Origin of the sequence: Teichococcus deserti, from assembly GCF_001982615.1 — a bacterium.
GTDB lineage: Bacteria > Pseudomonadota > Alphaproteobacteria > Acetobacterales > Acetobacteraceae > Pseudoroseomonas > Pseudoroseomonas deserti.
In genome coordinates, this window is record NZ_MLCO01000198.1 from 1 (window position 1) to 17,971 (window position 17,971).

General features: G+C 73.9%; 16 protein-coding genes and 1 pseudogene. 5 read left to right on the top strand and 12 right to left on the bottom strand.

The window, feature by feature from the left end; translation table 11 throughout:
- The 6 genes and pseudogenes from BKE38_RS19135 to BKE38_RS19160 all read right to left on the bottom strand — a co-directional run.
- A pseudogene (locus BKE38_RS19135) lies at positions 1 to 235 on the bottom strand (hypothetical protein); the annotation flags it as partial.
- The gene (locus tag BKE38_RS19140) at positions 232 to 1,674 is read right to left on the bottom strand and encodes a proton-conducting transporter transmembrane domain-containing protein (protein WP_076958863.1); all 1,443 of its coding nucleotides are present in this window, start codon (positions 1,672 to 1,674) and stop codon (positions 232 to 234) included. The pseudogene BKE38_RS19135 and the gene BKE38_RS19140, both read right to left, overlap by 4 nt.
- 22 nt (positions 1,675 to 1,696) lie before the next feature.
- Complete coding sequence (locus BKE38_RS32235; RefSeq protein WP_076958864.1) at positions 1,697 to 2,365, bottom strand: hydrogenase-4 component E; 669 nt, start codon at positions 2,363 to 2,365, stop codon at positions 1,697 to 1,699.
- Complete coding sequence (locus BKE38_RS19150; RefSeq protein ID WP_076958865.1) at positions 2,362 to 3,333, bottom strand: respiratory chain complex I subunit 1 family protein; 972 nt, start codon at positions 3,331 to 3,333, stop codon at positions 2,362 to 2,364. Before BKE38_RS19150 ends, BKE38_RS32235 begins: the two co-directional genes overlap by 4 nt.
- Complete coding sequence (locus tag BKE38_RS19155; RefSeq protein WP_131829653.1) at positions 3,330 to 5,369, bottom strand: proton-conducting transporter transmembrane domain-containing protein; 2,040 nt, start codon at positions 5,367 to 5,369, stop codon at positions 3,330 to 3,332. The genes BKE38_RS19150 and BKE38_RS19155 overlap by 4 nt, the downstream gene beginning before the upstream one ends.
- 19 nt (positions 5,370 to 5,388) lie before the next feature.
- Entirely contained in the window at positions 5,389 to 6,219 is an 831-nt protein-coding gene (locus BKE38_RS19160; protein ID WP_076958867.1) for an aldo/keto reductase, read from the bottom strand.
- A 35-nt stretch (positions 6,220 to 6,254) separates the two neighbouring features.
- On the opposite strand from BKE38_RS19160, the gene BKE38_RS19165 reads away from it, so the two are divergent.
- Positions 6,255 to 6,884, top strand: a complete 630-nt coding sequence (locus BKE38_RS19165) for a hypothetical protein (RefSeq protein ID WP_076958868.1) — start codon at positions 6,255 to 6,257, stop codon at positions 6,882 to 6,884.
- 217 nt (positions 6,885 to 7,101) lie between these two features.
- On the opposite strand, the gene BKE38_RS19170 is transcribed toward BKE38_RS19165, so the two are convergent.
- From BKE38_RS19170 to BKE38_RS19180, 3 genes are all read right to left on the bottom strand, one after another.
- On the bottom strand, positions 7,102 to 8,211 hold the full coding sequence (locus tag BKE38_RS19170; protein ID WP_076958869.1) for a sensor histidine kinase: 1,110 nt from the start codon (positions 8,209 to 8,211) through the stop codon (positions 7,102 to 7,104).
- Between the two features lie 185 nt (positions 8,212 to 8,396).
- A complete protein-coding gene (locus BKE38_RS19175) occupies positions 8,397 to 9,653 on the bottom strand; it encodes a pyridoxal phosphate-dependent aminotransferase (RefSeq protein ID WP_076958870.1) in 1,257 nt (418 codons plus the stop codon).
- A gap of 15 nt (positions 9,654 to 9,668) precedes the next feature.
- Positions 9,669 to 11,171, bottom strand: a complete 1,503-nt coding sequence (locus tag BKE38_RS19180) for a gamma-glutamyltransferase (protein ID WP_165694226.1) — start codon at positions 11,169 to 11,171, stop codon at positions 9,669 to 9,671.
- Between the two features lie 269 nt (positions 11,172 to 11,440).
- On the opposite strand from BKE38_RS19180, the gene BKE38_RS19185 reads away from it, so the two are divergent.
- From BKE38_RS19185 to BKE38_RS19200, 4 genes are all read left to right on the top strand, one after another.
- Positions 11,441 to 12,241, top strand: coding sequence for a DsbA family protein (locus BKE38_RS19185; RefSeq protein ID WP_242662479.1), 801 nt, complete (start codon positions 11,441 to 11,443; stop codon positions 12,239 to 12,241).
- Entirely contained in the window at positions 12,234 to 13,142 is a 909-nt protein-coding gene (locus tag BKE38_RS19190; RefSeq protein ID WP_076958871.1) for a cation efflux transmembrane domain-containing protein, read from the top strand. The genes BKE38_RS19185 and BKE38_RS19190 overlap by 8 nt, the downstream gene beginning before the upstream one ends.
- 145 nt (positions 13,143 to 13,287) lie before the next feature.
- Positions 13,288 to 14,238, top strand: coding sequence for a M14 family metallopeptidase (locus tag BKE38_RS19195; protein WP_076958872.1), 951 nt, complete (start codon positions 13,288 to 13,290; stop codon positions 14,236 to 14,238).
- Between the two features lie 17 nt (positions 14,239 to 14,255).
- A complete protein-coding gene (locus BKE38_RS19200; RefSeq protein ID WP_076958873.1) occupies positions 14,256 to 15,350 on the top strand; it encodes an Ldh family oxidoreductase in 1,095 nt (364 codons plus the stop codon).
- A gap of 281 nt (positions 15,351 to 15,631) precedes the next feature.
- Here BKE38_RS19200 and BKE38_RS19205 read toward each other — a convergent pair whose 3' ends face one another.
- From BKE38_RS19205 to BKE38_RS31570, 3 genes are all read right to left on the bottom strand, one after another.
- On the bottom strand, positions 15,632 to 16,396 hold the full coding sequence (locus BKE38_RS19205) for a competence/damage-inducible protein A (RefSeq protein WP_076958874.1): 765 nt from the start codon (positions 16,394 to 16,396) through the stop codon (positions 15,632 to 15,634).
- A 158-nt stretch (positions 16,397 to 16,554) separates the two neighbouring features.
- Complete coding sequence (locus tag BKE38_RS33660) at positions 16,555 to 17,565, bottom strand: bifunctional GNAT family N-acetyltransferase/(deoxy)nucleoside triphosphate pyrophosphohydrolase (protein WP_076958875.1); 1,011 nt, start codon at positions 17,563 to 17,565, stop codon at positions 16,555 to 16,557.
- A gap of 97 nt (positions 17,566 to 17,662) precedes the next feature.
- Positions 17,663 to 17,971, bottom strand: a 309-nt coding sequence (locus tag BKE38_RS31570; RefSeq protein ID WP_207553613.1) for a hypothetical protein, incomplete at its 5' end; no start/stop codon positions are given.

The window sequence follows — 17,971 nt, forward strand, 5'->3', positions numbered from 1 at the left end:
GCGCGGGGAAGCGGCCGCCCTCGACGGGGCAGCTGGCGACGACCGGCGCCGGGGCGGCCAGGCTGCGGAAAGCGGCATGCACCCGCGCGCCATCGGCCCAGAGCGCCATCAGCTCCAGCTCCGGCTCCTGGCGCAGGGCGGCGGGCAGCGCGGCCCAGGCGCTCGCGTCGAGGGCGAACAGCCCCGCCCCGCGCGGCGCGGCCGAGAGGATCAGGCGGGAGGCCGGGCCGCTCACTGGACGATCCTCGCCGCTTCGGCGAGCGCCTCGCGCAGCGGCTGCGGCAGGAACAGGCCGAGCGCCACCGCGAGCGCCAGATGCAATGCCAGCGGCGCCCCGATCGCCCAGCGGGCGGTGAGTTCTCCGGGCGGCGGCGGCGCGGCGGCGGCGGGCCCCGGCGGGCCGAAGCACAGCGCCTGCAGCCGCGTGACCAGCGCCAGCGCCACCAGCAGCAGCCCCAGCACCAGCGGAATGGCCAGCCAGGGCAGCCGCGCCGCCACCTGCTGCAGCAGCAGGAAGACGGCGGCAAAGGAGGAAAACGGCGGCAGCCCGGCCAGGCCCAGCAGCGCCAGCGCCACCCCCACCCCCAGCCAGGGCCGCGAGGCCGTCAGGCCGGAGAGGGAAGAAAGCTGCTGCGAGCCGCGCATCAGCCGCGCCTCGGCCAGCGCCAGGGCCAGCCCGCCCAGCAGCAGCCCCTGGCCCAGCAGCAGCAGGATGCCGGCGATGGCGGCCGGCCCGCCCAGGCCGAAGGCGAAGGCCGCCAGCCCCGACTGCGCGATGCCGATCCAGGCCAGCCAGCGCCCGGCATCGCGCCGGCGCCACAGCGAGAACCCGGCCAGCAGCAGCGTCGCCAGGCCGAGCGCCATCATCAGCGTCCCCGGCGCCACCACCTCGGGGTTCAGCGCCACCACGGCGCGGGCGCGCAGGATGGCGTGCAGGGCCGCGACCAGCAGCACGGTGTTGAGCAAGGCGGGAATGGCGGCGGGCGCCTCGGCGGTGGCATCGGCCAGCCAGCCCTGCAGCGGCACCAGCGCGGCGATGCTGCCATAGCCGACGAGGAGAAAGACGAAGGCCAGCGTCAGCAGCCCGCCATCGGCCTCCCGCCCTACCCGCAGCAGGGCGGTGAAGGACAAAGAGGCCTCGCCGCCGCCGGCATAGGGCTGGGCGGCCAGCGCCAGCAGGATGGTGCCGAACAGGGCGAGGGCGATGCCGACGCCGCCCAGGATCAGCAGCTTCCAGGCCGCGCCCACCGCCGCCGGACCACGGCGCAGCGCCGAGAGCAGCACCGCCGCCATCACCGCCGCCTGCAGCGCGCCCCAGAGGAGAACAAGGTTGTCGGCGAGCAGGGCCAGCTGCGCCGCGCCCAGGAACAGCTGGAAGGCGGAGAAATAGGCGCGGCTGGCGCGGGGGCTGAGGCGCTCGGCGGGCAGCGTCGCCAGCGAGGCGGCCGCCGCCGACAGCCCGACCAGCGCCACCAGCGGCGACAGGAACAGGTTGAGCGCGTCGAGATGCAGCAGCCCGTCCACCTCCCGCGGCCCCGCCGACAGCGCGAGCGACGAGGCCAGGGCCAGCGCCGCGACGCCCAGATTGCCGAAGCCGGCCCAGCGCGGCCGCGGCAGGAAGCCGAGGGCCAGCGCCGCCAGCAGATGCAGCAGGACGAGGGGGGCGTAAGTCAAGTTCCCGCCTCCGGCGTGGGGGTCATTCCGGCGCCTCCCCCGGCGGCCGCGGCCGCGACAGGTCCAGCGCCCCCAGATCCTGGCGCAGGCGCAGCGCGAAGAAACCGGCGACGGCGACCAGGGCGCCGACCAGGATGACGGTCGACAGCTCGACCACCAGCGGCAGGCCGGGCATGCCGGTCGCCGCCAGCACCAGCCCGTTCTGCAGGCTGAGCAGCCCGATGCCCTGGCTGATGGCATGGCGCCGGGTGATCATCATCAGCATCCCCAGCAGCACCACCGACAGGGAGATGGCCAGGTCCTCGCGCGCCAGGGGGGCGGCGCCGGCGGTGGCGGGCAGCACGACCAGGATGGCCAGCGTCACCAGCCCGACTCCGGCGACCAGGCTGGGCCCGACGCCAAGGCCGGGCTCCAGCTCCCGCTGCAGCCCGAGATGCCGCAGCAGCCGGCGCAAGGCCAGCGGGATGACCACCGCCTTCACCGCGCCGGAGATCACCGCGGTGGCCACCAGCAAGGGCGCGTCCTGGAAGAAACCCTGCCAGGCGATGGCGAGCGCCAGCAGCGCGCCCTGGGTCGCGAAGCCGGAGACGAGGGCCACCAGCCGCCGCTGATAGAGCAGCACGAAGGAGAAGAGCAGCACGCCGCCGCCCAGCATATGCGCCACGTCATAGGGCCAGCCGCCGGCGTTCATGCGAGCCCCGTGGAAAGGAAGAGGAAGACCAGCCCGAGCAGCGCCAGCAGCAGCGCAGCACCCAGGAACTCCGGCACGCGGAACACCCGCATGCGGGCGATGGCGGATTCGAAAACGGCCAGCAGCAACGCCAGCAGCAGCAGCTTGGGCAGCCAGACGGCCAGGCCCAGCATCCAGGCCAGCGGCCCGGAATCCGCGGGCGCGATGCCGAAGGGCAGGAACAGCGCCGCCAGCAGCGCCAGCCACAGGGTCAGTCGCAGCGCCGCGGTCATCTGCCACAGCGCCAGGTGCCGGCCCGAGGCCTCCAGCAGCATGGCCCCCTGCAGCAGGGTGACCGCCGGGGCGCCAGCGGGATGGTCCAGCGGCTGGTCGAGCGGCACGCGGCCATTCTCCACCAGCGCCACCGCCAGCAGCGCGACCAAAGCGAGACCGAGCGAGATGCGCGGCCCCGGCGCGCCTTCCTGCAGGGCGATGCCGATGGCGTCCAGGTTGGTGCTGCCGGCCAGCATGGCGAAGCCCATCACGGCGAGCAAGAAGGCAGGCTCGGCGAAGGCGGCGAAGGACATGGCGCGGGCGGCGCCCAGCCCCCCCAGCCCGCTGCCGATATCGAGCGCCGCCAGCGCCAGGGCGCAGCGCGCGATCGCCAGCAGGCCGACGACCAGCAGAAGATCGGCCAGCGGCGACAGCGCCATGTCGCGGGCGAAGCCGGGCACCAGGCTGGCCGCGACCAGCGTGGCCGCCAGCCCGACATAGGGGGTGACGGCGGAGACGATGGAGGCGTTCTCGGCCAGGACGGGCCGCTTCTTCAGCAGCTTCAGCAGGTCGCGCCAGGGCTGCAGCAGCGGCGGGCCGCGGCGGCCCATCAGCCGGGCCTCGAGGATGCGGATGCAGCCCAGCAGCAGCGGGGCCAGCGCCAGCATCAGCAGCAGGTGCAGGAGCTGGGCGACGATGCCGGCGAGCAGGGTCATGCCCCGCCCCCCCACCAGGCCAGCACCCCGAGCAGCGCCAGGATCAGAAAGAAGACCATGCCGAGCAGGTGGCGGATGGAAAGGTCGCGCAGCCGCTCGGCCTGGTCGGCGCAGGCGGCGCGGGCGCGCAGCAGCGGCGCCAGCAGGGCGGGCAGCAGCGGGTCGTGGAAATGGCTTTGCAGCCGGGCCGGGCCCGTGTCGCCGGGCGGCGGCAGGGTGATGTCCTCGCGCGCGGCCAGCAGCCGGCGGGCCAGCATGCGGCGCAGGGGTTGCGCGAAGCCGAGGGCGCTGGGCTGGGTCAGCGGCTCGCCGAAGGGCAGATGCGGCGGCGGGGCGGCGAAACCGCCATCCCAGGCCGGGCCGCGCACCGTCGCCCGCGGAGAAATCTGCCGCAGCAGCGCGACCAGGCCGAGGAAGGCGACCGCCAGCAGCAGGGCAATGCCGAGCGGGCGGTAGTCGGAAGCGGCGGCCGCGGCGCTGACCGACCAGACACTGATCTCGGCCGGTCCCGCATGGCCGCTGACCAGGGACAGGGCCGGCGTCGCCAGCTGCAGCAGCGGCCCAGGCAGGATGCCGATGCCGCCTGCGGCGCCGGCGAGGGCTAAGAAAAGAAAACGCAGCGCCCGCGGCGGCTCCTGCGCCCCCAGGGTCCGCGGCGCGCGCGGCCGGCCGAGGAAGGCCAGGGCCCAGAAGCGCAGCATGGCCAGCGCGCCCAGCGAGGCGGCGACGCCCACGGAAGCCACGGCGGCGGCCACCAGCACCTGGAAGCCGAGCTCGCCGACCCGCCAGGCGGCCAGCAGCGCCTGCAGCAGCAGCCAGTTGCCGGCGAAGCCCGCCATCGGCGGCAGGGCGGCGGCGGCGGCGCAGCCGGCAATGGCGGCCAGCGCCACGGCCGGCATGGCATGGATCAGCCCGCCCAGCCGGTCGAGCCGGCGGGAGCCGGCGGAATGCTGGATCTCGCCGACGACGAGCGTCAGCAGGGTCTGGAACAGCCCGTGGCCGAGGGCGTGCAGCAGCCCGGCGCCGGCCGCCAAGGCGGCGAGCGCGCCCAGATCGGCGGCGCGCAGGCTGGCGGACAGGCCGAAGGCCAGGGCGACCAGCCCGAGATGGCCGAGCCCGGCGCAGGCCAGGATCGAGCGGGCATCGCCTTCCTGCGTCGCCCGCAGCGCGCCGAAGACGGCGGTCGCGGCGCCGGCCGCCAGCAGCGGCACGCCCCAGCCCAGCGGCTGGGCGGGGCCGCCGATATCCAGCAGCAGCCGGGCGGCGACATACAGAAAGACCTTGCCGACGACGGCCGAGAGCAGCGCGCCGGTGGAAGCCGGCAGATGCGGCTGCAGCAGCGGCAACCAGCCATGGAGCGGCAGCAGCCCGGCGCCGGCCCCTGCCCCCAGCATGACCAGCGCCATGACGGCGGCGGCCTGCCAGCCCTGCGGCGGCGCGGCGCGCAGCGCGGCGAAGGACAGGTCGCCGGCGGTGCCCGCCAGCAGGCCGATCGCCGTGGCCAGGCAGGCCAGGCTGAACAGGGAGAAGCCCAGGGCCAGGCCTGCGGCGAGGCGCGGGGCGGCGTCCTCGGCCTCGCCGGCAGCCAGCGGCAGCCAGAGCGCCAGCGCCGTCAGCCCGAGGCCCAGAAGGAGAGAAAAACCATCGGCGGCGAGCAGGGTCAGCGCCAGCCCGGCCAGCAGCAGCGGCAGCCCGGCCGCCTGGCGCGGCGGCGCCGCGGCCTCGCGCAGCGCGGCGAAGAGGGCGCAGGCCGCGCCCGACAGGCCGAGCAGCAGCAGGAACCAGGCCGAGAGCCCGTCCAGCGCCAGGCTCATCGGTCCCCAGGGCGGGCCGAAGGGCAGCAGCAGCGGCTCAGGCGCGCCGAGCGCCAGCGCCGAAGCCGCGCAGCCGGCCAGGCCCAGCGCCGCCAGGATGCAGGCGGCCGGCACCAGCCGCCCCAGCCGTGGCCGGGCGGCCGCGGCGAGGAAGGGTGCGGCGACGGCGAGCAGGGCCGCCAGCAGCAGCAGGCCGAGCAACAGGGCGGGCGGCAAGGTCACAGGACCAGGATAGGGCGCGTCAGAGCATTGCCAAGGACTGCTTCCGCTTCGGCGGCGGGAAGGCCGAGTCGAGCTCGGCCAGATCCTCCGGCGTCAGCACGATCTTCCAGACATCGGCGTTCTCGCGCAGATGCGCTTCCGAGCTGGCCTTTGGGATGCTGATCACGCCCGGGCCGCGCAGCGTCCAGGCCAGGGCGATCTGGGCCGGGCTGACGCCATGGCGGGCGGCGATGCGCTTCAGCGTGGCATGGCGCAGCAGCGCGCCGCCCTGCCCCACCGGCGAATAGGCCATGACCGGCATCTTCAGCCGCGCCGCATAGGGCAGCAGGTCGAATTCCACGCCGCGCGCCTCGAGATTGTAGAGCACCTGGTCGGTGGCGCAGGAAGACAGCCCCTCGCCCAGTTCCTCCAGATCCTCGACATCCAGGTTGGAGACGCCCCAGCGGCGGATCTTTCCCTGGGCGACCAGCTTCTCCATCGCTTCCACGGTCTCGTCGAGCGGCACGCTGCCGCGCCAGTGCAGCAGATAGAGGTCGAGAAAGTCGGTGTTCAGCCGCTTCAGGCTGGCCTCGCAGGCGCGCGGCAGGCGGGCGGCCGAGGCGTTCTGCGGATAGGCCTTGCTGACCAGGAAGGCCTCCTGGCGCCGGCCGGCGACGGCCGTGGCCACCACCTCCTCGGCGCCGCCATCGGCATACATCTCGGCGGTGTCGATCAGCGTCAGGCCGAGGTCGAGGCCGAGCCGCAGGCTGCGCGCCTCGGCGGCACGGTCGGCGCCGCGCTCGCCCATCTTCCAGGTGCCCTGGCCCAGGGCGGGAACGGTGCTGCCATCCGGCAGGGCGATTCTGTTCATGGCGGATTCCCCTCTGGCTTCCTACATTGCCCGGCATGCGCCGCCTCGCCACCCTCGCCCCGCGGATCCTCGCAATGCTGCTGCCGCTGGCCGCGCTGCCGGCCGCGGCGGCGACCGACAGCTATGGCCCCTGGATCCTGTCCTGCACCGCCGATCCGATGACCGACAAGGCCAGTTGCCGGATGGTGCACGAGACGCCGGTGGAGCCCGCCGCCAACGGCCAGGGCGCGCTGGCGCTGGAGGTCTCGCCGCGGCGCGGCCGGCTGGTGCCGGTGGTGACGGCGCGCGAGCTCGGCCTCGACAACCCGGCGCGCGGGCTGCTGGCGCTCACCGGCACGGTGCAGATGCGCTTTCCCCCCAACCCGCTGTTCGAGATGCCCTGCGCGCTGGAAGGCCGCAGCGTCGTCTGCTCCCCCCGCCCCGAGGATTCGGTCCGCGCAGCCGCCGAGCTGGCCCGCGCCGACCGCGTGCTGATCCGGGTGATGGGGCTTGGCTCGGCCACCGCCGAGGCGCCGCCGCGCGAGCTGCGCCTGGCGCAGACCGAGACGGCGCTGGCCGCCTTCACCGCCCGCGTGCCGCCCGAGCAGGGTGGCGAGCCCCCTCCGCCCTTCGACCTGCGCGAGCTGATGGGCCGGGTGCAGCGCTTCTTCCTGCAAGGCGAGTAGCGCGCGGGCGGCTTCTGCCCGCCCTAGCCCGCCTCGCGCCTACTGCTTGTCATCCGGAGCGGCCTGGCTTGCCGCCAGGGCCTCGCGCACGGCGCGCAGCAGGGGCCGCCGGGTCAGGAAGCCGGGCAGGTCCCGGGATGGGCTTTGGCTCATGGGCGGCATCCTCCTCTGCTGTGGCAGGGGAACGATGCCGGCACGGGTTGGTTGCGCCCGCGCTTCAGCCAGGCAGCGGCCGTCCTGCCGGTGGCTCTGGCCATTCGCCGGCCGATCCGCGGGGCTCCTCGACCGGGAAGCGGACAAGATGGGCGGTGCCCCCTGCCTCGCTGGCCCGGGACGTCTCGACCGAGCCGCCCAGCTGCGCCGCCAGGGCGCGGACCAGGCGGCGGCCCATGCCGCGCCGCCGCTGGGCTTCTGCCTGGTGACCCTCGGGCGGCATCTCGGGCAGCCCGACGCCGTCATCCGCCACGGTCAGCAGCAGATCGATGCCCTCGCGGCGAAAGGCCAGGCTGACGGCGCCGGCGCGCTCATCCGGGAAGGCGTGCTTCAGCGCGTTCATGATCAGCTCATTGGCGATCAGCCCGACCGCGCCCGCGCGCGCGACCGGCAGGCTGTGCGGCTCGGCTTCAATGAACAGGCCCACCGGGCTCAGATTGGTCAGGTTGCTGCGCAGATCCGCGACGAGGTCATGCAGGAAGTCGTGCATGTTCACCATCACCTGCCCTTCGCGGCGCGCCAGGCGGTCATGCACCCGGGAGAGGACCTGCACGCGCTCTGCCACGGCCTGCAGGGCAGCCGCCGTCTCCGGCGAGGCGCCGATCGCCTGCATCCGGGTGGTGGCGCTGATGCGGGCCAGATCGTTCTTCACGCGATGGCCGAATTCAAGCAGCAGCAGGTCGCGCTCGTGGATGGCCTCCTCGGCGGCGCGCCGGGCGGAGAGGATCTCGGCATGGGCTTTCTCGGCCTCCACATAGGCGATGTGGAGCGATTCGGTGATCAGGGCGATGAACAGGCCGGAGCCGAGGAACAGGGCGACGTTCAGTGCCGTCTCGGCGTTCGGTATGGCGAAGGAGTGGATCGGCGGAACGAAGTAGTAGACCGCCAGGCCGGTGCTGAGCAGCGCTGCGAAGATGCCCGAACCGCGGTCCAGCAGCACCGCCGACAGGATGATGGCGGGGAAGAACAACAGGAAGGGCAGCGTGGTCTGGTGCTCGAGCAGCCAGCGGCGGATGGCAAAGGCCAGCAGCACGAAGCCGGCGCTGGCGAGCCATCGCCAGGCGGTCGACAGGGAGCGAAGCAGGGCCGGGCGGACGAAACGGCGGAGGGGCATAGCCGAGTAACGGGCGCCCAACGTTGTGGTTCCGGTTCGATGCGGCGCGCGCCACCGGACTGCCGGACGCCTGTCCGTCACGGCATCCCCGTCAGCCCCTGGCGAGGCTCGCCCCCGGTGCCGAGGCGGGGCGCCGCGGGCTCAAGGCTGGGGCCGGGCGACCCGCCGCATCGCCCTGTCCCCGTTCAGCGCCAGGCGCGCAGCCGCCGCACCGCGTCCAGGATGTCGGCCTCGGCGCCGCAATAGCTCAGCCGCAGGAAGCGGCCGCCGCGGTCAGGGTCGAAATCCACCCCCGGCGTGGCGGCCACCCCGATCTCGGCGAGCATCCGCGCGCAGAAGGTAAGGCTGTCATTGGTCCGGTGCGAGATGTCGGCCCAGAGGTAGAAGGCGCCATCGGCCGAGGCCAGCTGCGGGAAGCCGGCGCCCGGCATCTCGTTCATCAGGATGTCGCGGTTGCGGCGGTAACGCTCGCGGTTGGCCTCCAGCTCCTCGGTGCAGTCCATCGCCGCCTGCGCCGCGACCTGGGCCACATGCGGCGCGCTGATGAACATGTTCTGGGCCAGCGTCTCGACCGGACGGATCAGGTCGTCCGGCAGCACCATCCAGCCGATCCGCCAGCCCGTCATCGCCCAGTATTTCGAGAAGCTGTTGATGACGATGGCGCTCGGGCCCAGGCTGGCCGAGCTCAAGCTGGCCGAGCTCAGCCTGCCCCCAGCCTCGTCGCCCGCCGCGGGCGCAGGCAGGCTGCCGGGACCGGCCTCGGCCACGCTGCAGCCGGCTGCCGTGGCCTCCGCCATGCCGTAGGACAGGCCGTGATAGATCTCGTCCGAGACCAGCCGCACGCCGTTGCCATGGCACCAGCGGGCGATGGCCTCGAGCTCTGCCGGCGCCAGCATGGTGCCGGCCGGGTTGCAGGGGGAGGCGACGATCAGCCCTTCGGGCCGCGGGTCGAGCGCCTCCAGCATGGCGATGGTCGGCTGGAAGCGGGTCGAGGCGTCGCAGGGCAGCAGCTGCGGCACCATGCCCAGCGAGGTCAGGATATTGGCGTAGGGCGGGTAGAAGGGCGCCGCCATGGCGACCCGGTCGCCCGGGTCGAAGGCCGCCAGGAAGGCCAGCGGAAAGGCACCCGAGGCGCCGACGGTGACCGCGATCCGCCCGGCCGGCACCACAGCGCCATACTTGTCGGCATAGTGCCGGCTGATGCGGGCGCGCAGCGAGGGCAGGCCGAAGGCCTCGGTGTAGCCCATCGGCGCGCCGGCCGAGAGGGCGCGCATCGCCGCCTCTGCCGCGCCGCGCGGGGCGCCGGTCGAGGGCTGGCCGACCTCCATGCGCAGCACGGCCGGTGCGCCGGGCGGCTGGGCCGCGGCCCGCGCATTGGCCGCGGCGATGACGTCCATCACCAGGAAGGGCGGCGCCTCGGCGCCGCGGCCGGTCTTCAGCATGCCAGGCTCCGGGCCTTACTGCTGGCCGGCCACCGCCAGGCCGGCGCTGCGCGGATCGGCTGCGGCGGTGCACTGGTCGGCCCGGCCGGGCATGTAGGCGGTGCAGCCGATGGCATTGGCCCGCCCCGGCTCGGGCACCGCGGCGACCGCGGCCGCGACCGGCTCGCGGCCCAGCAGGTGGCGGGCGGCCGGCAGGGCGGCGGCGACCGGCGCCTCGGCCTGGCCGGTGCCGGCGCCGGCATAGCGGAAGGCCTTCAGCGAGACATTGTGCGCCAGCACCGCCGAGAGCAGCGGCGGCTCGACCCGGCCGCGCGCAGGCGCCGCGGCCAGCACGAAGCCCAGCTGCGGCACGACGCGGCCGGTGCCGAAGAGGTTGTTCAGGCTGAAGGCGCAGGTCACCGCATTGCCGTCGCGGTCCAGCGTCACCAGGCTGGCCGAGGCCGGCAGCACCGGCAGCCCGGCGCTGGCCTGGGGCGGATTGGCCAGCAGCGCGGCGGCGTCGCGCCCGCCCTGGCGCCAGGCCATGGCGGCGGCCAGGCCCTGCTGCCCGGCGGCCTGGAGACTGGCATTGCCCTGCAGCGCCTTGAAGGCGACCGCCGCGGCCAGGCCGCCATCGGCCGGCGGCGGCAGGAAGGACAGCAGGTCGTTGCCGACGGTCATCTGGATCGGCGGCGCGAAGGACGGCAGCGCGGCGCGGAGATCCTCGACGCGGATCGGGCCGCCGGCCTGGGCCGAAAGCTGCTCGACGCGGCGGGCCAGCGCGCCCTGGTGCAGGTCGCCGACGCCGGCGGTGCGCAGGCTGGCCAGCGTGGTGGCGAGATCCGGCTGCAGCAGGGTCTCGCCCTCGCGCAGCGGCGTGCCGGCGGGCGCGAAGACCGCGCGGGCCGCGGGATCGGCCAGCAGCGGCCCGGCGACGCCGGCGATGTCCTGCGCCAGCGCGCGGGAGGTCGAGGTGCCGAAGCGCGCCAGCTGCTCGGCCGGGACCACCAGCTCCTCGAAGGGGCGGCGGCCGGCGCGGGTGTGCAGCGCGAAGAGGCCGCGGGCCAGCATCGGCACGGCGGCCGGGCGGTCGGCGCGCGGGCCGCTGGCAACCGAGGCCGGGCCCTGGAACAGCACCGCCTCGGTCTGGTTGCGGGCATGGGTATAGACCAGGCAGGCGCCGCCGCCGCCGAGGCCGGTGCGCGACGGCAGGGTCACGGCGAGCGTGAAGCCGGCCGCCACCGCCGCATCGACCGCGGTGCCGCCGGTCGACAGCACGTCGCGGGCGACGAGGGCCGCGCGCGGCTCGTCGGCGACGGCGCCGCCCAGGAAGCCCTGGACATAGCCCAGCTGGCCTTCGGTCGGGCCGCTGCCGCCGGCGACGCTGCCGAGGACGTTGTTCACCGTGCTGCAGCCGGTCAGCGCCAGCATGCCCAGCAGCGCCAGGCGGCCCTGCGGCAGCCCCTGCGGCAAGCGCCGCGACGACAGGGCTTGGAGGATGGACGGACGGCCCGGCCGGTTGCGCGCGATGCTGCTCATGCTGGCGATCTTACTCCGCTGCTGCCGGCCCGTTGCGCCTCCTGCAGGAAGGCCAGCCGATTCCGCAAGCCGCGCCATAGACGCCTTCGCCGCAAGCGGCAACCACGCGATGGGCGCGATCCGCCGGCGATCCGTTCCGCCCCGGGCGCCAGCGGGCCCCTCTGATCAAATCTGCGCAAGGCCGCCGGCGCTTCATCCTGGCATCCCCGCGCCGGCTGGCCGATGATGGTTCCGGAAAACCACCCGAGGCGGGAGATGGACTGCGCGTGATGATGCTTGTTTCGGTGGCCCCCCGCTTTGCCCGTCGCCTCTCCCTGGCCCTGACGGCCTGCGCCGCCCTCGCCTCGCCGATGGCGTCCCAGGCCCAGGCCCAAGCCCAGACTCAGCTGGGGCTGACCCCGCTGCAGCGGGCCGAGGTGGTCGAGGTGCTGCGCGATGCGCTGAAGCGCGACCCCTCGATCCTGCGCGAGGCGCTGGCGGCGATGCAGGAGGCCGAGACCCGCGACCGCGCGACGTCCCAGCGCGGCGCCATCCTGGCGCAGCGCGAGGCGCTGCTGGCCGACCCGGCCGATCCGGTGAAGGGCAACCCGCAGGGCAACCTGACCATCGTCGAGTTCTTCGATGCCCGCTGCGGCTATTGCAAGGCGCTGCACCCGACGCTGCAGGCCCTGCTGCGCGCCGATCCGCAGATCCGCGTGGTGATGAAGGACCTGCCGATCCTCGGGCCGGCCAGCGTGGTCGCCAGCCGCGCGCTGCTCGCCGCGCAGCGCCAGGGCAAGTACGCCGCCTTCCAGGATGCGCTGATGCAGCTGCGCGGCGAGCCGACCGAGGCGGCGCTGCAGGCCGAGGCGCAGAAGCTAGGCATCGACTGGGTGCGGGCGAAGCGCGACATGGAGGATCCGGCGATCCTGGCGCGGCTGCAGCACAATGTCGGCCTGGCCCGGGCATTGTCGATCGAGGGGACGCCGGCGCTGGTCATCGGCAACACCCTGGTCCCCGGCGCCGTCGACCTGCCCACGCTGCAGAACCTGGTCGCGCAGGCCCGGCAGGAGGCGCGCCAAGGTGGCTGAGCCGGGCCTGGACCCGGCGGCGCTCGCCCGCGAAAGGTCGCTGCTGGGCAGCGCCCTGGCCGATATCGGCACGGTGATCCTGTTCACCGCCGTGTCGCTCTGGTCGCATTCGATGACGACCCTGGCCGAGCTCGTGCGCGGCGGCCTGCTGACCATGCTGGAGCTGGTGATCTACGGGCTGATGCGCCGCATCCATCGCGGCCAGATGGCGGCCTATGAATTCGGCTCGGGCAAGGTCGAGCAGTTCGCCAACCTGATCGTCGGCCTGGCCATGGCCGCCGGCGCCGCCTGGGTCGCCAGCCGCGCCATCGGCCGCTTCACCGCCGGCGAGGCCGCGGTCTATGGCAGCGCCCTGTCGCTCTGGGCCGCCTCCGGCGCCGCGGCGGTGAACCTGGCGGTCAATGTCGCCGCCGGCGTCGCGCTGTGGCGGGCCGGGCGCGACGGCACCTCGGTGCTGATGACCGGGCAGATCCGCTCCCGCGTCTCGAAGATCCTGGCCTCCACCGTCGCGGTCGGCGCCGTGGTGCTCTCGGCCATCGCCCCCGGCTCGACCACCAGCCGCGTCGCCGACCTGGTGGGCACCCTCTTCGTCGCCTGCGTCATGCTGGGCGTCACCGCGAAGCTGTGGCGGGAATCGTTGCCCGACCTGCTCGACCGCAGCCTGGACGAGGAACGGCAGATGCTGCTGAACCGCGCGCTGGGCGCCCGTTTCGCCGATTACGACGCGCTGCTCTCGGTGCGCAGCCGCAGCTCCGGCAGGAGCGTGCATGTGAAGATCGAGCTGGGCTTCCGCGGCGCCATGACCCTGGCCGCGGTCGACGCCGCCACCGCCGGGCTGCGGGCCGAGATCGCGGCACTGATCCCCGGGGCGGATGTCACCATCGTGCCCCGGGCGGTCTGACAAAACCCTGCGAAGCGTGTCCCCTTCCCCCGGTTGCCGATCTCGCACCTGCGTATAGAGTTGCCGCGGGAGAGCAGAGGGGGATGGCCTTGCCGACGCAGCCTGGCGCTTCGCTGGACCTCCGCGACCGCGGAGCCGCCGACACGTGACAGGGGGGGCGCGCGCCTTCCTGCCGCATTTCCCGGTCGAGCTGCCGGTGCCGGACCTGCGCCCCTGGGCCTCCGGCAACCTGCTGCCCGGCGTCTGGAGCTTTTCCTCGGATCGGCCCGGGCCGCATGTCGCGCTGGTCGGGCTGATCCATGGCAACGAGATCGCCGGCGGCATCCTGCTGGCGCGCTGGCTGGAGCAGGGGCTGCGCCCGGCGCGCGGCCGGCTGACGCTGATCCTGGCCAATCTCGCCGCCTTCGCCCGCTTCGACCCCGCCGACCCGACGCTCAGCCGCTTCGTCGACGAGGACCTGAACCGCGTCTGGTGCGACAAGGTGCTGGACGGCCCGCGCGACAGCGCCGAGCTCCGCCGCGCCCGCCAGCTGCGCCCGCTGCTGGCCGAGGTCGACATCCTGCTCGACCTGCATTCCATGCTCTGGCCCTCCGACCCGCTGATGCTGGCGGGCGGCAGCCTGCGGGCGCGGCAGCTCGGCCAGAAGCTCGGCGTGCCGCCGCTGGTGGTCTCCGACCAGGGGCACAGCACCGGCCGCCGGCTGATCGACCACGCCACCTTCAGCGCCGAGGGCAGCCATCGCACCGCGCTGCTGGTCGAGGCCGGGCAGCACTGGGAAGCGGCGACGCTGGCGACGCTCGAGGCCTGCGCCACCGCGCTGCTGCGCGAGACCGGCCTGCTGCCGGGCGGCGCCGTCGAGCACCCGCGCGCCCGCGCCGCCGAGGTCACCCGCACCGTCATCGCGGGGACGCATTCCTTCGGCTTCGTGCAGACCTTCCGCGGCGGCAGCGTCATCCCCGAGCGCAACACGCTGCTGGCCCTCGACGGCGAGACCGAGATCCGCACGCCGCATGACGACTGCCTGCTGGTGATGCCCTCGCCCCGCACGATGCGCGGCCATACCGCGGTGCGCCTGGCCCGATTCCTCGAAGACTGAGAAGAAGAAGCAGGAACATGCCCGAGACCGACGCGCCGCGCCGCCCGGCCGCGACCATCCAGCGCCAGATCGAAGCGATCCTCGCCGCCTGGGGCATGGCGCCGGAGCCGTGCGCCACCACCGCCGCCATCATGGTCGAGAGCGACCTGATGGGCATCGATTCGCACGGCCTGTCGATGCTGCCGATGTACGAGACGCTGCGCGCCGACGGCGTGCTCCGGATCAACGGCGCGCCCAAGGTCATCCGCGAGAATGGCTGCACCGCGCTGCTCGACGGCGGCGCAGGCCTCGGCCATCCGGTTTCCGCCTGGGGCATGGACCTGGCCACCGACAAGGCGCTGGCCCAGGGCGTCGGCATCGTCGGCGTGCGCAACTCGCATCATTTCGGCGCCGCCGGCTGCTACGCCCGCCGCGCCGCCCGCCGCGGCGCCATCGGCATGGTGATGACCACCGCCCGCAGCATCCTGGCGGTGCCCGCCCGCGGCGCGCAGCCGATGCTGGGCACCAACCCGCTGGCCGTCGCCGCGCCCGGCAGCGGGACCGACCCGGCCTTCGTGCTCGACATGTCCAGCACCACCGCCGCCGGCAACAAGGTGAAGGTCTATGCCTTGAACGGCTGGCCCCTGCCGGAAGGCTGGGTGGTCGACGGCGCCGGCCGCCCGGTCACCGACGCGGCCGAGGGCATGCAGTACCTGTTCCGCCGCGCCGAAGGGGGCCTGACGCCGCTGGGCGGCCGCGCCGAGACCGCCGGCCACAAGGGCTATGGCCTGGCGATGATGGTGCAGATCCTGGCGGGAACGCTGACCGGCGGCGCCCTGTCGGTCCGCGACACCAGGCCCGGCCAGCCCGACAATGTCGGCCACTTCTTCCTGGCCATCGACCCGGCCGCCTTCCGCGCGCCCGAGGAATTCAGCGCGGATCTCGAAAGCTTCACCTCGATCATGCGCGCGACGCCGCCGGCCTCGGCCGACGAACCCGTTCTGGTTCCCGGCGACCCGGAGCGCGCCGAGCACGCGCGCCGCCTGGATCTCGGCATCCCCGTGCCTGGAACTCTTGCAGCTCAGATCAAGGGAATCTGCGAGAGAGCGAGGATAGAGTTCCTTCTTTCGTAGAGAAGAACAGGGGCAGGCCAGGGGAATGAATTCCCCTGGACCCCTTCTTTTTTCTGTCAGACTGCCGTGTCCACGTGGAGAAAGGACGTGAAATGGCCAGTCGGCAGCACGACCTTCGAGGTTGCGCCGTTTTATGATTCTGTGTCCCGCCGCGATGCCCTGGTGTCGCCTGCGGTCAAGCGGCTGGGCGTCCAATGGCCGACAGAACAGAAAGAAGATGGGGGTCTGGGGGAATTCATTCCCCCAGCCTTGCCCGAACTCTTCTCTGGAACCGCCTTCTCTTAAGAAGGCTCGCCAACGACCGGCGTATGCCCCAGTCCCACGATGAAGGCCGTGATCGCCGCGGCAGCCGCGTCCAGGCGGGCGGCATCCGTGCCCTTGGCCACCAGCGCCACGCCGCCGCCTTCGCTGCGGTAGAAGGGGTAGGAGCCGATGTCGAGCTCCGGGAAGTCCTTCTGGATCTGGCCCAGGCCTTCGGCGATGGCGCCTTCCAGCATGCCGCGGGCGTGGACGGTGCGCGACTGCACCGGGGTGCCGCCGCGCAGGCTGGGGGCCAGGCCTTCGAACATCGCCTGCATGATGCGCGGCACGCCGGCCATGACGTGGACGTTGCCGATGATGAAGCCGGGCGCGATGGAGACCGGGTTGTCGATCAGGCTGGCGCCGCGCGGCATGGTGGCCATGCGCTGCCGGGCGGCGTTGAACTCGGCGGGCGGGGTCTGGCGGGCGTAGTGCGCCTCCAGGCGGCGCCAGGCCTCGGGATGCGGCTCCCAGGGCACGCCGAAGGCGGCCGCGATGCATTCGGCGGTGATGTCGTCATGCGTCGGGCCGATGCCACCGGTGGTGAAGACATGGTCGAACTTCGCGCGCACCTCGTTGACGGTGCCGATGATGGTCTCGGGCACGTCGGGGATGACGCGGACCTCGCGCAGCGGGATGCCGATCTCGCCGAGCCGGGTCGCCAGGAACTTCAGGTTGGCATCCTGGGTGCGGCCCGAGAGCACCTCGTTGCCGATGATGAGCAGGCAGGCCGTCGGATTGGTCATGGCGCGTTCCGCTTGTCGGTGTCGCGGCAATCCTAGGCCGATCGGGCGGCGGCGGAAGGGGGGGGTGCCCTTCCGGCAGCCGGCGATGCGCGAAGGCTGGGCGCGGAGCATGCGGGCGGCGCCGCCAAGCCGCCCGAGGCGGCGCCGGCGCCTGAGGCCTACAAGAAGTCCCGAAGCAGCGCGACCAGCGGCTTGTCCGCCGGCGGCATGGCATAGTCGGAAAGCTTGTTGGGACGGACCCAGGCCAGGGCCTGGCCTTCCCTCGCCGTCACCGTGCCCTCCCAGCGGCGGCAGAGGTAGAGCGGCATCAGCAGGTGGAAGCGGCCGGCATCGTGGCTGGCGAAGGTGAAGGGTGCCAGGCAGGCAGCGGAGACGTCGATGCCGAGCTCCTCGCGCAGCTCGCGGATCAGCGCGTCCTCGGGCGTCTCGCCGGCTTCCAGCTTGCCGCCGGGGAATTCCCACAGGCCGGCCATCGGCTTGCCTTCCGGGCGGCGGGCCAGCAGCACGCGGCCATCCGGGTCGACCAGGGCGCAGGCGGCGACCAGCAGCATCGGCTTGGCGCCGGCGGCGGGCTCGGCCTTCGGCACCACCGGCTCGGCGGTGGGGGGGAACTCGGTCATGTCCTCGCGGCCGCCTTCGAAGCAGACCACGGGCAGGCGGCCGTTGCGGGCCAGGAAATGCGCCTCCGCCCGGCCGGATTCCTTCAGCCCCAGCCGCTGCAGCACGGCGCCGGAGCGGGCATTCTCCTCCAGGACATGGGCGAAGATGCGGTCCAGGTCGAGATGCGCCAGGCCCCAGCGCGCCAGCCGCCCGGCGGCCTCGGCGGCGACGCCATGGCCCCAGAAGCGGCGGCCGACCCAGTAGCCGAGCTCGGCGCGGCGGCTGTCGGCCTCGCGCGTCAGGCCGACGCAGCCGACCAGCACCTCGGTGTCGCCGTCCTGGCCGACGATGGCCAGGTGCCAGGCGCTGCCCTCGGCCAGCTGCCTGTGGGTGGAGGCGATCCAGTCATCCGCGAGCTCGCGCGGATAGGGAAACGGCACGCGCGACAGCCAGCGCACGACCTCCCAGTCATTGATCAGCCGGTGCAGCTCGGCGGCGTCCTCGGCGCGCAGCGGGCGCAGCGTGAGGCGCTCGGTGCGCAGCGGCGCGAAGTCCAGGTCGGTGGTCATGGGCGGGCAGCCAGGCGGGAATGGCGGAGGCGGGCGTTGCGGGAGCGGGCCGGCCCCCGCGGCGGCGACAGGCGCCGCCGCGGGGACCGTTCACGCATCAGCGCTTCCACCAGCCGCGCTTCTTCGGCGCGTCGGCGGCGGCTTCGACCAGCGTCGGCTGCACCGGGGCGGCGGCCACCGGCTCGGCGTCCTCCGCCGGGCCACCCGCCGGGGCGTCAGCCGGGGCCTCGACCGCGGGAGCGGCCGGCGCCTCGGCCACCGGCGCCGCCGGCGCGGGGGCCGGGGTTACCGGGGCAGCTTCGGCCGCAGCCTCGGCCGGCGCATCCACCGGCGCGTCCACCGGCGCATCCACCGGCGCGGCGCCGGCCTTCTTGCGGCTGCGCTTGGCCGGGGCCTTGGCGGCGGG